This window comes from Bacillus salipaludis, assembly GCF_030938565.1.
In the GTDB taxonomy this organism is placed as follows: domain Bacteria; phylum Bacillota; class Bacilli; order Bacillales; family Cytobacillaceae; genus Neobacillus; species Neobacillus salipaludis_A.
The window spans coordinates 4,803,891-4,817,206 of sequence record NZ_JAVGVR010000001.1 but is presented as its reverse complement, the minus strand read 5'-3'; the positions used below and the strand labels follow the sequence as shown (position 1 = coordinate 4,817,206).

15 protein-coding genes are annotated in these 13,316 nt (G+C 38.3%); 13 read left to right on the top strand and 2 right to left on the bottom strand.

Going from position 1 to position 13,316, the window contains the following annotated elements:
• The first annotated feature begins 1 nt into the window (after position 1).
• The 3 genes from RCG21_RS23850 to yodN all read left to right on the top strand — a co-directional run bounded on the left by RCG21_RS23850 (position 2) and on the right by yodN (position 1,454).
• Positions 2-286, top strand: coding sequence for a YokU family protein (locus RCG21_RS23850; RefSeq protein ID WP_133336127.1), 285 nt, complete (start codon positions 2-4; stop codon positions 284-286).
• A 106-nt stretch (positions 287-392) separates the two neighbouring features.
• Positions 393-614 (top strand): YozE family protein, encoded by a 222-nt coding sequence (locus tag RCG21_RS23845; RefSeq protein WP_026576604.1) that lies wholly within the window; start codon positions 393-395, stop codon positions 612-614.
• 144 nt (positions 615-758) lie between these two features.
• Positions 759-1,454, top strand: a complete 696-nt coding sequence (gene yodN, locus RCG21_RS23840; protein ID WP_026576603.1) for a germination protein YodN — start codon at positions 759-761, stop codon at positions 1,452-1,454.
• A gap of 5 nt (positions 1,455-1,459) precedes the next feature.
• Here yodN and RCG21_RS23835 read toward each other — a convergent pair whose 3' ends face one another.
• Positions 1,460-1,627 carry a hypothetical protein gene (locus tag RCG21_RS23835; protein WP_165976302.1) on the bottom strand — a complete coding sequence of 56 codons (168 nt, stop codon included), beginning with the start codon at positions 1,625-1,627 and terminating at the stop codon, positions 1,460-1,462.
• 188 nt (positions 1,628-1,815) lie between these two features.
• Here RCG21_RS23835 and RCG21_RS23830 point away from each other — a divergent pair, with 188 nt between their 5' ends.
• From RCG21_RS23830 to RCG21_RS23815, 4 genes are all read left to right on the top strand, one after another.
• Positions 1,816-1,989, top strand: a complete 174-nt coding sequence (locus RCG21_RS23830; RefSeq protein ID WP_071355860.1) for a YozD family protein — start codon at positions 1,816-1,818, stop codon at positions 1,987-1,989.
• A 1,252-nt stretch (positions 1,990-3,241) separates the two neighbouring features.
• Positions 3,242-4,033 (top strand): serine/threonine protein kinase, encoded by a 792-nt coding sequence (locus RCG21_RS23825; RefSeq protein ID WP_133336129.1) that lies wholly within the window; start codon positions 3,242-3,244, stop codon positions 4,031-4,033.
• Between the two features lie 15 nt (positions 4,034-4,048).
• On the top strand, positions 4,049-4,819 hold the full coding sequence (locus tag RCG21_RS23820; protein ID WP_133336131.1) for a sporulation protein: 771 nt from the start codon (positions 4,049-4,051) through the stop codon (positions 4,817-4,819).
• Positions 4,820-4,984: 165 nt separating this feature from the next.
• A complete protein-coding gene (locus RCG21_RS23815; RefSeq protein ID WP_133336133.1) occupies positions 4,985-5,293 on the top strand; it encodes a YodL domain-containing protein in 309 nt (102 codons plus the stop codon).
• Positions 5,294-5,319: 26 nt separating this feature from the next.
• On the opposite strand, the gene yoyE is transcribed toward RCG21_RS23815, so the two are convergent.
• Positions 5,320-5,451: a protein YoyE gene (gene yoyE, locus RCG21_RS23810; protein WP_268884107.1), complete on the bottom strand. Its 132-nt coding sequence runs from the start codon at positions 5,449-5,451 to the stop codon at positions 5,320-5,322.
• Positions 5,452-5,635: 184 nt separating this feature from the next.
• Between yoyE and deoD the strand changes: the two genes are divergently transcribed.
• The 6 genes from deoD (at position 5,636) to RCG21_RS23780 (ending at position 13,192) form a co-directional block, all read left to right on the top strand.
• The gene (deoD, locus tag RCG21_RS23805) at positions 5,636-6,340 is read left to right on the top strand and encodes a purine-nucleoside phosphorylase (RefSeq protein WP_133336135.1); all 705 of its coding nucleotides are present in this window, start codon (positions 5,636-5,638) and stop codon (positions 6,338-6,340) included.
• Between the two features lie 188 nt (positions 6,341-6,528).
• Positions 6,529-8,721: a heavy metal translocating P-type ATPase gene (locus RCG21_RS23800; RefSeq protein ID WP_133336137.1), complete on the top strand. Its 2,193-nt coding sequence runs from the start codon at positions 6,529-6,531 to the stop codon at positions 8,719-8,721.
• A gap of 208 nt (positions 8,722-8,929) precedes the next feature.
• Positions 8,930-10,396 (top strand): lmo1851 family serine protease, encoded by a 1,467-nt coding sequence (locus RCG21_RS23795; RefSeq protein WP_504928510.1) that lies wholly within the window; start codon positions 8,930-8,932, stop codon positions 10,394-10,396.
• A gap of 121 nt (positions 10,397-10,517) precedes the next feature.
• Positions 10,518-11,273, top strand: a complete 756-nt coding sequence (locus RCG21_RS23790) for an LCP family glycopolymer transferase (protein WP_133336141.1) — start codon at positions 10,518-10,520, stop codon at positions 11,271-11,273.
• Positions 11,274-11,370: 97 nt separating this feature from the next.
• A complete protein-coding gene (locus tag RCG21_RS23785) occupies positions 11,371-12,312 on the top strand; it encodes a CobW family GTP-binding protein (RefSeq protein WP_133336143.1) in 942 nt (313 codons plus the stop codon).
• Positions 12,313-12,373: 61 nt separating this feature from the next.
• Positions 12,374-13,192, top strand: coding sequence for a hypothetical protein (locus RCG21_RS23780; RefSeq protein WP_133336146.1), 819 nt, complete (start codon positions 12,374-12,376; stop codon positions 13,190-13,192).
• Positions 13,193-13,316 lie beyond the last annotated feature (124 nt).

The window sequence follows — 13,316 nt, the reverse complement described above, 5'->3', positions numbered from 1 at the left end:
CATGAGCCAAAGTTGTGAATGGTGCGACAGCACGAATATTAATGAAATTTCCGATTCAGTATATTGGGAATTGCCGGATGGAACAAGAGCCATTGAAATAACGGATACCCCTGCAGTTTCCTGCAGTGAGTGTGCAATGATCTATCAAAAAGAAGCGACTGTTAAGGGAATTGAAGATCAATTATATTTAATTGATTGCAAACAAATTGGAAAAACTATTACCTATCAGGAATTAATGAATATTCCAAGATTATTAAAGAAAAATTACTTTGATTTTTCTTCATAAGATTCTAAACAGCCAGCAGGATTGCCGGCTGTTTTTTGCTTTTCTCTAGACGAAGGGTTTTCTTTCCGTTATAGTTTTCTTTAAAAACATGAAGGGTGTTTTTTTAATGAGGAAATCCTTTTATCATTTTTTAATGAAATACAGACATCCCGAGCCAAAGGATGCGATTAGCAGATTTGCAAATGAAGCTTTCGAGGATCACAGCTTTCCAAAAACTTCAGAGGATTACAATGATCTATCCTCCTACCTTGAACTAAATGGACATTATTTAGAATCAATGGCGGTATTTGATGAAGCCTGGCAGGAATATCTTTTATCGGAAAAATAATGCTTGAATCGTCTCTAAAAAAAGGGGCGATTTTTTTATTTTCTTTACTTACTTAATTTTTCACTTGCATGTGCCGGTAAATAAATTAGTGCATATACTATTGTAATCAAAATTCACGGCTCAACACCTGAGAGGATGGAGGATATGGAGAAACGAAAAAAACCGAAGTATAAGATCGGTGATACGGTCGTGATTACGATGTATGGTACAGTTGGCAAGGTTACAGATATCAAATGGCTTGATGATCGATACGTCTACGAGGTAAATAAGAGCGATGGCCTTTTTGTTGAATCGGGACTTCAGCTACTTTCAGAATATGAAGGTACTGTGATGGAGCAGGAGCAAATCGATATTGAGTATAAGTTTTTTTTCGGTGATTTGGTTCAAGTGAGCGGGTATGGCGCCGATTTATTTAAAATTGTCGGCTTTAGAACCGAAATCTGGCGCTACAAAGAGGATGCATGGGAAGATGTCATTTATGAGCTCTCACGGGTAAGTGATGGGGAATGGCTTGAAGCAGGAGAGGAAGAATTAACTCTTGTTGCAGATGCAGAGAGTGCAGATACGTTTATCCAAAAACTAGGTCTCCTATACTTAATTAACAAACAGCAGAAACCAGCCAAAACTCAAAAACTACAAAATACCATCAGAAAAGCAGAGTATGAAGAAATCGAGCGAAAAAAAGAAAAAAAAGAATTAATTGATAATTTACTGGATATATTCAATGATTATCGAATTTTATATGAACTATTTCACGATCAAGAATACTACCATGTGATGAGAGTAATCCTTAGAAAATTGGAAAGCCTCGTGAATAACGATGGTAAAAGCCATGTATAGACTTGCTACCACCTCGTAATTTCGAATAAGAGATACAGAACAAGAGGAATTCCGCCCCATTTAATAAAAAAGAATAATAAATTCGTAATCTTTTCAAATAACTGGAGGGTGAAACCATCCTCCCGATTCACGTCTTCAATAAATGCCTCTAATTTCATTTGTAAGTTTGACATCATCTCACCTCAGAATTGTTCTTTTCACCATCCTATGCTTGTCCAAATCAAAATAGACATGTTTTTTAAGAGGAAAATCGGTAATAATGAAAGCTATTACAATTTGAAACCGACTTTGCATTTTTGTGAACTTACTAGCATGAAAAAGCCTGTTTCATCATAGATTTTCTAAAAAGGGGGCGATGCTAATGAGAGAAATTGAAGTATTTATTGATACAGAAGAAATCGCAGAATTTTTCTTTCATGAGCTTGTAAAAAGGGGATACGTTCCTAGTGATGAGGAATTGGAAGAACTTGCAGATATCACCTTCGAATATTTAATCGAAAAAAGTATTATCGATGAAGAAATTCAAGATGAATAATCTTTTAGAATAAAGCGAACAAAGGCGAGCCTAAGATGCTCGCTCAGGCTGTCGAAAATCTTTCGATAGCTTTTTATTTTGTTTGCCCTCTTTAACAATTCACCGCATTAATTTATTTCGATGTTATTAGAGTTTAGTCTGTGCAATAAGTCTGTTGATTTACGCTACAGGCACTTCGCTTTCCGCGGGCGTGCCGGGGAGCCTCCTCGTCGCTTCGCTCCTGCGGGGTCTCCCCAGCCCCGTACTCCCGCAGGACATTGAATTGCTTCCTCGAATCCGCCCACGCACGAAGGAAATGCGATAGCATTTCCGAGGAGTCTTCGTGCCTTCCGCTCCAATCAACAGGTGCATTCAATAAAAATTTCAACTCCTAAACTATTTATAATAAGTGAGAATTTGATGTTTAAGCTAATAGAGGTTACTCAAAGTGAGTATGAATTTGTTTCTTTTATGAATTAGTTCCAAATGACCCTCTTTTAGGCTTGATTGCAATAATATTGATTTTTCGGTTCTTCTTGAAAATGTTTATACTTATTGTAATGAGGATAATTGCCGCTGAACTGATCCGCTTATACTTTTTAAGATATGTTTATTAGGTATCTTTTGGGATGCGTTCTGAAAGAAAATATGGTTGAAGGACTTGTTTTATTTACGGAATTGACCCGTTTAAAAGCATGCACAAAAAACATAAATTTACAAATACGTAAAGGTAGAGACTGGCGAATATTTGGAGGAATTAATAATTGATTTGCCCCCCTGTTGATTGGAGCGGAGGGCACTCGACTCCTGCGGGATAGAGAGGTCACTGGAGACCCCACAGGCGCAAGCGCCGAGGAGGCTCCAGGACCTACCCGCGGAAAGCGAGTGACCGGAGCGGAAATCAACAGGCCCTTTTGGAGGGCTAGCAATTAAAATTGGTATTTAGATTTAGCAAAGAAAAAAATTGCCGAGCATAAGATGCTCGTTTTTTGTTTTTAAATGAAAAATTTTACGAAACCTTTTGATATATCCTTCGTATACATGAGTAGTCAGAGATGAAGGAGGGAAGCGGATGTTTAAAAAAATTCTAAAATCGATTTTGAATAACAAACTTAATTCTCATAAATACTCATCTTCAAGCGACGCATGGAAAAAAATGAAACATCATAAACATAACCAACTCGGGTCTTATCATTATAAGAAAAAATATAAAAGTGGAAGCTTTATGTCTAGTTTTTTTAGCAGCTAAGCCAATGATTGAAGGAATTACGATATGTGGAAGAGAATGATTCATACTGTCTCTGGGTTCATCGAAAGACCGTTTCCAAAAGATGCGCTAATTGAGAATCGATATAAAGTAATCGACATAATAGGTGCGGGCAGCTATGGTTTTTGTTATCTTGTGGTTGATCAAACGGATCATGAAATAAAGGTGTTAAAAACATTAAGGCTTCACAAAAGAATAACAGATTCCGGAAAAAGCAGCTTCGAGTTCGAAAAAAAACTTTTGGCATCGATTGAACATCAAGGATTTCCCCAATATTTTGAAGAGGGAGTCCATAAAGGGATTCCTTTTTACACGATGGAATATCTGAATGGGAAAAATTTTGAGCAGCTGATCTTTATCGAAGGAAAAAATTTTTCAGAAAAAGAGGTCTTTTTAATCGCCAGTCAATTGCTGCAACTTATAGGGCATCTACATGACAGACAAATCATTCATCGAGATATTCGTATTCCAAATGTTATTGTTGCAGATTCTACAATCCGGCTTATTGATTTTGGGCTGGCTCGGAAACTAAATCAACTGGATGCCACGAAACGTAAATGGAAAAGAGACCTGCGAAAAGAAATCAACCCGCAAGCTGATTTTTATGGTCTTGGTCATTTTCTTTTATTTTTGCTTTATTCTGATTTTCCATTACCTAATGATAAAAAGGAAAGAAGCTGGGAAGAGGAACTATCGATTTCAAGCGGGGCAAAGCATATTATTAGACGGCTTTTGCAAATTGAGCCAGAGTATGAAAATTGCAGACAAATTGAAACAGATATTTTAGAGGTTATATAGGGGGGAAACCACCAGATGTCATTTTTTAATAAGGTTTTTGCAAGTGTTGGAATAGGAGCGGCAACCGTCGATACAAAGCTTGAAAAGGATACGTATATGCCAGGTGAAACGGTAAAGGGAATCGTTGAAGTAAGTGGCGGCAAGGTTGAACAGCAGGTTGACGATATTTATTTATCATTAAATACAACATACTTAAGGGAAGCCGATGACCGTAAATATTCGGTTACTGCTTGTATTGATCGTTTTCGTTTAACTAGCCCTTTTATGATTCAAGTAAATGAAAAAAAGCGGATTCCTTTTTCTTTCCAGCTTCCAGAGGATACTCCTGTTTCGATTGGCAGATCGAAGGTTTGGGTGTCTACAGGATTAGATATTAAAAACGGGGTAGACCCAAGTGATAAGGATTACTTAAAGGTTGTGCCGAATCCATTAATGACAGCGGTCTTTAATGCAATTGACAATTTAGGGTTCCGCATTCGCGAAGCTGATTGTGAAGAGGCACCGCATCGGTTGCGGCGGAGATTGCCATTTGTTCAAGAGTTTGAATTTGTTCCAGCATCCGGACCGTTCCGTGGGAGATTAGATGAATTAGAAGTGGTTTTCTTTCCTTCAGCCAATGGGTCCATGGACATTATGCTGCAGGTTGACCGCCGTGCCAGGGGATTAGCCGGGCTATTTTCAGAGGCACTGGAAATGGATGAAACAAATGTAAGATTAAACGTTACAAATGCGGACATTCCGTCTTTACAACCAAAAATCGAGAGTGTTATCCATAGATACGCTTAAGCCTTTTACGATGAAGCCTCAGGTTTCATCGTTTTTTTTTTAGCATTTTCTTTTCAATTTAATGAAAGAATATATTTTTCGACAAAATTAGACCTTTTTCTTGGAAGGAATCGATAGGGTGTTTCTTTAATTAATATAGTAATAATCTTTGATTGGAGGAATATGATGATCAGAATGCTAACCCGAAGAGCAAATATGCAATATGATGTGACGATCTTTCAAACTCCAAAGTACAGAGAGCGTAAAGGCTATAAGGCTGTATACCGGACGTACATTAAAGCAAATAACCGTGAACAATGCCTTCAGGAAACATTTAGCTGTTTTAATGTGGCCGACCGAATCCCTGACAATTATAAAGGACGGTTCCTTTCGACTGGGGATATCATTTTGATCGATGAAGGAAGGGGCGGGCAGCATTACTTCCAATTAAAATCTGGCGGCTGGGAGCCAATAAATCGCCTTCTCATCCGCTAGGAACGTTTAAAAACCTAAGGAAATCCTTAGGTTCTTTTTCGGCCGCCTGTAGCTTGATGTTCTTTTGCATGTGCCTCATGTTCAGCCACTATCGCTTCCGGCGGAATATGATTATTTTTCTTAGGTGAAGCTGTGCGGTTTCGATGTTTTTTTCCCATTCCTTAATCCTCCCTCCTTTTTTTCTTCATAAAATAGTTTCCCACAAAAATAAAAATTCATGTCCGTTCTTAGATTGGTTTTTCATTACAAAATGATTGTGATATATTGTCATTGGTGGGTAGAATATCCACACCAGGGAATAATCGATTTTGATTTTCCTAAGATATGATTGGAGGATTATAAATGAGCGTACATATTGCAGCGAAAGAAAATGATATTGCTGAAACAGTCCTGCTTCCAGGAGATCCGCTTAGGGCAAAATATATTGCAGAAACCTTTTTAGAGGGTGCAGTATGCTATAACGAAGTTCGCAATATGTTTGGTTTTACTGGTACCTATAAAGGAAAAAAAGTTTCTGTTCAAGGAACAGGCATGGGGATTCCATCGATTTCAATTTATGTAAACGAATTAATCCAAAGCTATAATGTCCAAAACTTAATCCGTGTTGGAACCTGCGGTGCCATCCAAAAGGATGTAAAGGTTAGGGACGTTATTTTGGCGATGTCAAGCTCCACTGATTCTAATATGAATCGTCTTACATTTGGTGGAATTGATTATGCCCCAACAGCCGACTTCGATTTATTAAAAAAAGCCTATGATTCAGGCATTGAAAAAGGGTTAAATTTGAAGGTTGGCAGCGTCTTTACTGCTGATATGTTCTACAATGATAATGCAGAACATGAAAAATGGGCCCAATATCAAATTCTTGCACTTGAAATGGAAACAACCGCACTTTATACACTTGCTGCTAAATTCGGCCGCAAAGCGCTTTCTGTTCTAACTGTAAGTGATCATCTACTTACAGGTGAGGAAACGACTGCTGAGGAAAGACAACTAACCTTTAATGATATGATTGAGGTAGCATTAGAAGCCGCAATAAATGAATAAAATATCAACATAACTCTTCTTGGTTCATACTAAGAGGGGTTTTTTGTTTTTAAGAAAGGAACTATATCACCCTGTGGAGAATTTAATAATGACTAGGTGTGACAACAATCATCAAAAAATTGTCGAATTAATGTAGAATGAATGTAAACCGTCATGTTTTATTAAAGATTGTGTGGTGAATTATTTTTATGAAAGAAGAACTCAAGTTAGATATTACCGGGATGACTTGTGCAGCCTGTTCAGCAAGAATCGAAAAAGTCCTGAATAAGATGGATGGTGTCGAGGCCAATGTAAATTTAGCAATGGAATCAGCCGCTGTATCTTATGAAAATGAAATAGTTTCGAGTGATGAAATTATCGGAAAAATAGAAAAACTTGGCTATGGGGCAACTGAAACAGAGGATCGAAATGTAAAAGCACAACATAAGGAAGAAGAGCTGCAACAACGAAAGAATAAACTTTTGTTTTCGTTTCTTTTATCGATTCCCTTACTTTACACTATGCTTGCCCATATCCCTTGGGATTTTGGATTTCCTATGCCTCCTATTTTAATGAATCCATGGTTTCAATTGCTGCTGGCTACGCCGATTCAGTTTTATATCGGGGGTCCGTTTTATACAAGTGCATTTAATGCATTGAAAAATAAAAGTGCAAACATGGATGTCCTCGTTGCGCTCGGTACTTCGGCCGCCTATTTTTACAGTCTTACAGAAGGGGTTAAAACGATCGGAAATCCCTATTACGCTCCCCGCCTTTATTTTGAAACGAGTGCTGTCCTGATTACATTAATTCTGTTGGGCAAATTTTTTGAGGCTCTTGCAAAAGGACGGACGACGGAGGCAATTTCGAAACTGTTAGGACTGCAGGCAAAAGAAGCAACCATTTTAAAAAACGGAAACGAAATCAGAGTTCCACTTGACGAGGTGAAGGTTGCAGATGCTGTTATCGTAAAGCCTGGCGAGAAAATTCCGGTAGACGGGGAGGTTGTTTCCGGACAATCTTCCGTAGATGAATCCATGATTACAGGTGAATCCATTCCGGTTGAAAAAATGATCGGGGATCCTGTTATTGGGTCAACCCTCAATAAAAATGGTACGTTAACAATAAAAGCAACAAAGGTTGGGAAAAATACGGCACTAGCCGGGATCATTAAAATTGTGGAGGAAGCGCAGGGAAGTAAAGCCCCGATTCAAAGGGTTGCTGACACAATTTCAGGTTATTTTGTTCCAGTGGTTGTGGCTTTATCAATTTTAACCTTCTTAATCTGGTACATAATCGTGGAACCTGGCCATTTCCCTTCTGCATTTGAAACGGCTATTGCCGTCCTTGTCATTGCCTGTCCATGCTCGCTTGGACTTGCGACCCCGACCTCCATAATGGTCGGAACTGGCAAAGGGGCGGAAATGGGAATTTTATTTAAAGGTGGAGAACATTTAGAAACCGCCCATAAAATCAATGCAATTGTCCTTGATAAAACAGGGACGATAACAAAAGGGCAGCCAACCGTTACCGATTTTATTGCCTATCAGGATGATAAGAAGGTCCTGCAATATCTTGTTTCTGTAGAGAAGTCGTCAGAACACCCACTGGCAGAAGCCATTGTCCAATTCGGAATGTCAAAAAGAACAAGTACACTTCCGGTCAAACGATTTACAGCCGTTCCGGGTCACGGAATTGAGGCGAAAATTGGTGATGAAGAGGTGGTAATTGGAACAAAGAAGCTGATGGAGATCAGAGGGATTCAATATCAAACTGTTCAAAATGACCTTCTCCACTTTGAAAGCCAGGGTAAAACTGCAATGTTTATTGCAATTCAAGGAACAATAATGGGAATTATCGCAGTTGCCGATACTGTAAAAGAAAATGCCAAGCTGGCAGTTGATCAATTAAAGCAGCTCGGGATAGAAGTATATATGTTAACAGGAGATAATGAAGGTACCGCTAAAGCAATTGCTGGTCAGGTAGGCATTCAGAATGTAATTGCCGAGGTTTTGCCGGACGAAAAGGCAAATCAAATTAAGGAACTTCAATTGCAAGGGAAAAAAGTGGCGATGGTGGGCGATGGAATTAATGATGCTCCGGCACTTGCTCTTGCTGATATCGGAATTGCGATTGGAACAGGTACGGATGTAGCCATTGAAGTAGCTGATATTACCATACTTGGTGGAGAGTTGACATTAATTCCAAAAGCAATCGCATTAAGTAAAAAAACGATGTTAAATATTCGCCAAAACCTTTTCTGGGCTCTCATTTACAACTCCGCCGGAATACCGGTCGCTGCCTTAGGCTTCCTTGCGCCATGGGTAGCAGGAGCGGCAATGGCATTCAGTTCAGTATCAGTCGTAACCAATTCACTTCGTTTAAAACGGATTAAAATTTAATTTCATTTTTGGCGCTGCCTAATGGGGAGTGCCACTTTTTTAGACAACTTTATCTTTTCTTTGTTAATTTTAATAAAAAGATGTTATTCTAAACACTAAGGGTTCATTTTTCATAGAAGACTTATAAATGGAGCTCTGTACATAGAAAAAAGGAAGATGATTGTTCTAGAGGAACATAATTTTTTGGTGAATGAAAGTGGTGAAGGCTTTGGATGAAGAGAAAGTTGGACAAGAGCAAGCAGCAGCAGAAAACAAATCAGGCTATATTCGCTTCAAGAAATTCCATTTTATTATGCTATTGTTTTTCATAATTTTTCTGTCAGCAGGAATAACGGCTTTTGTACTGGCCTTTGGTGAAGAGAAAGTCGTAACAGTTGAAAAAGAAAGGGCAGAATTTAAAAAATTCTATACTGCCTATAATACTTTGAACAATGGATATTTCAAGAATGTGGATCGTCAAAAGCTAATCAATGGGGCTATTAATGGGATGGTAGAATCCTTGGATGATCCTTATTCTGATTATATGAGTGATGAAGAGGCGAAAAGCTTCCATAATACTATTTCTTCTTCGTTTGAAGGAATTGGAGCAGAAATTCAGGAGAAGGATGGACACATTCTAATTGTATCCCCGATTAAAGGTTCTCCAGCAGAAAAAGCCGGTTTAAAACCAAATGATATCATTACATCAGTAAATGGAAAAAGCCTGCAAGGGATGACCTCGACTCAGGCTGTCACCTTAATTCGTGGAAAGAAAGGGACAAAAATTGAATTAACCATTCATCGCCCGGGCACGGAAGCTCCAGTTAAGGTCCCAATCGTACGTGATGAAATTCCAATTGAAACCGTATATGGTGAAATGGTTGGAAAAGGTATTGCCAAAGTTCAGATTACCAGTTTTTCAAGTAATACCGCAAAAGAACTTGTTACGACCTTAAATGATTTACAAAAGAAAGGCATGAAAGGCCTTGTGTTGGATTTACGTCAAAATCCGGGTGGTTTACTAGACCAAGCCATTAGTATTTCCAGTATGTTTGTTCCTAAAGGAAAAGTAGTTGTCAAAGAACAAGATCGAAGCGGTAAGATTAAAGAGTTTGGCTCCCAAAATGAAGGAAATCCTACGCTTCCTTTAGTTGTTTTAATTGATAAAGGCAGTGCAAGTGCTTCTGAAATTCTTTCCGCAGCGGTTAAAGAATCCGCTGGGGTTCCATTAGTGGGTGAAAAATCATTTGGAAAAGGAACAGTCCAAACAGCACAAGACTTTTCTGATGGTTCTAACCTTAAATACACGATTGCGAAATGGTTAACTCCAAATGGAAATTGGATTCATAAGAAGGGGATTATGCCTGATTATCCGGTAAAACTACCTGATTATGCGTCATTACCAATTATTAATCCGGAAAAGAAGCTGGAACTTTCCAGCTCCTCTGAAGATGTAAAGACAGCACAAAAGATGTTAAAGGCACTTGGCTTTAATCCAGGCCGGACAGACGGATTCTTTGACCAGAAGACAAAAGAAGAGGTTGAAAAATTCCAAAAGGCTCATAAATTAGAAGTAAACGGGTATCTAAAAGGAGACTCGACTATGAAGTTAATGGAACTCTTACGGGACAAAATCCAAAAGAATGATACCCAATTGAAAAAAGCGATTGAAGTGTTAAAAACAAGAATGAAATAAAATGGATAAATCCGGATTCTTTCTTTAGCAGAGGAATCCGGATTTTTTATTTAACATGTATATTTCTTCAGCTGTTTTCCGAAAATGGACAGTAACAATCAGGATAAAGTTGGTGTTTGCAATGAGGAAACTAGTAATCGTGGTGATTGTACTTTCTTTTTTCGGGTATGGACCGCTAAAATCGTTGTTTCATTCTGCTAAAGAGACAGCGAATGAACTGCAAATTTCAGAGCAAAAAAAGGCTGTAAATTTCTTGATTACCGAAAATAATACAGATTCTCAAGCTTCGAAAACAGGTGCTGCTGTTATTGTCCGTTATGACCAAGAAAATCATAAACTAAAGTCGGCCCCCGTATTATTACCGGTCTCAGAAACGGTTGATAATAAACCTAAATTGAAAGAATTAAAACAAACGGTTCAAAAAAATTATGGCATATCCATTGATCATTTTTTCATGCTAAACCCCTCATCTATAAGTAAAATCATTGATCAACTTGCACCGGATGGAGTAACAATTAATGAAGGAAAAGGGCCACTACATGGTAAGGAAGTGCTTGAATACATTCAGCAGGTAGCGGTGGATCCAGAAAATACAGAGGAATTAAAAACGATTATCTCCTCACTGAAAAATGAAATTAAAAATCAATCATCCGATAATCTATTGTTGATAGCACCATCCATTATCAATGAAGTGGCTAACAGCATTAACACCGATTTAGGGAAAGGACAATTAGTGGGCTTGGGGTTATCGGCAATTATGAATCCAATTACCAAAATTGAGCCATTGCAATTTGTCAAAGGAAATGAAAAGGATGATTCAGCTACTGTGAATTCAATCCCTGAAGAGGAAGACCAGTCTAAATCGATCATTAATTAAAAAAGCGGATGAAGGCTCATCTGCTTTTTTCTTTTTACATTAATCCATATCCGTTATAATGAAGGGATGCAAAAACGAAAAAAGGCAGGGCAATAGAATGATTAAATCTGAGGTTTATATTTTGTCAGGATTTTTAGGGAGCGGGAAAACAACTTTATTAAAACGAATCCTTGAAGAGGAGCATAAGCAGGGAAGAAAAGTAGCTGTCATGATGAATGAGCTGGGGGAAGTTTCCATTGATTCCGATGTTGTGGATGAAGACGTTGCGTTAAAGGAATTACTTGGCGGCTGCATTTGTTGTTCGATTCAGGACAAGCTAGAGGCGCAGCTTCAAGGGTTATTAATCGATGAAAAACCAGATGTGATTTATATCGAAACAACGGGGGCAGCACATCCTGTAGAAGTGTTAGATGCGATTCTCTCACCGCTATTTGCAGATGCTTTGCATATTAAAGGTATTGTTACCACTGTTGATGGTTTAAGATGGTTGAATCGGAAATCAATGAGCCCTCAGCTTCAGCAGTTAATTCTAGAGCAAATTAGACACGCTGATTTCATTATCGTGAATAAAATGAGTGAATTATCAGAGTCGGAACAAGCGAAAATTACATTCGAAATCCAAGCATTAAATTCAAAAGCAAGATGCCTGCTTACGAACTATTCTCAGGTTTCGCTAAAACAGCTTAAAGAGATATCAGTTTCTTATCGAGATAAAACGAATACTCACCTAAGCCAGAAAAATTTAAATTTATCTACTTTTGTATACCGATTTCAGGGTCCCGTCAGTCATTCCAGGTTTGAAGAGTTTTTAAAATCCTTGCCTGATACGATCTACCGAATTAAAGGATATCTAAAATTTGATTCAAAAAGCTATCCTTTTTTATTTCAATTCTCTTATGGAATGCCCTTATATATGAAGGAGCAAATGAATTTACCGTTAAACCTTGTTTTTATTGGGGAAAATATCGATTGGGGCCAAATGAATACAGCACTAGAGAAGCTTGAAAATGAATTTGAAAATCAGCATATGGATGAATGATATTTTAGTCTTCAGGTAACTCTTTAAATGTAGTTTATATTCCATGGAAATGGGGGGTTACATGAAGAAGGCAGCTGTGTTTATATTTTTTATGCTCATCCTCCTGAATGGTCAAGCGGTAAGTGCAGCGGAAATCAGTTATAAGATTGAAATGCTCCCTTGGAAAGATGTCAATCATATCTTACCGAAGTACACAAAGTTTATCGTGCTGGATGTGGATACAGGGAAAAAATTTAAGGTGCAACGGCGTGCAGGCAGCCACCACGCGGACGTGCAGCCTTTGACTTCAAAGGATACTAAGATTATGAAAAAAATCTATGGGGGTAAATGGAGCTGGAAACGTCGTGCGATTATTGTTATTCATAAAGACCAGTGGATAGGCGCTTCAATGCATGGGATGCCACATGGTGCCGGAGCTTTGAAAAACAATTTTCCCGGACATTTCTGTATTCATTTTTATGGGAGTACGACACATCGGACGAACTCCATGGACTTATCTCATATGTTAATGATTTTAAAGGCATCAGGGAAACTGGATGATTATTTCGAGAAGGCAAACCCATATGAGATCATAAATGCCTATATTGCAGGATTTATACAGCAGGATTCGAAAATTATTTCCACGCCTTCCTTGCAAAAAATTAAGTGGAAACCGGTCCTTATGAAAATTGATGCAGTTAGAATCTCAAGATTACCTATGCTTCCACCTGAGGATTTATCAGAACAAATTAGTTTGGATATTCCTATTGAAATTGATTGGTACATAAAAAATAGAGGAAGACAAACATTTAATGGGCAAATTCATATGGTGCGGTTTTCACCGATTGAGGGATGGAAAATTGATTCAAAGCAATTTTTAAAAGATAATTATTTACAATAAATTCCTGTTATACTTGGTTGTTGATATCCGCTCCAGGCGCTTCGCTTTCCATGGGCGGTTCGGGGAGCCTCCTCGTCGCTTCACTCCTGCGGGTCTCCCCTGCCCCGTACTCCCACAGGAGTCT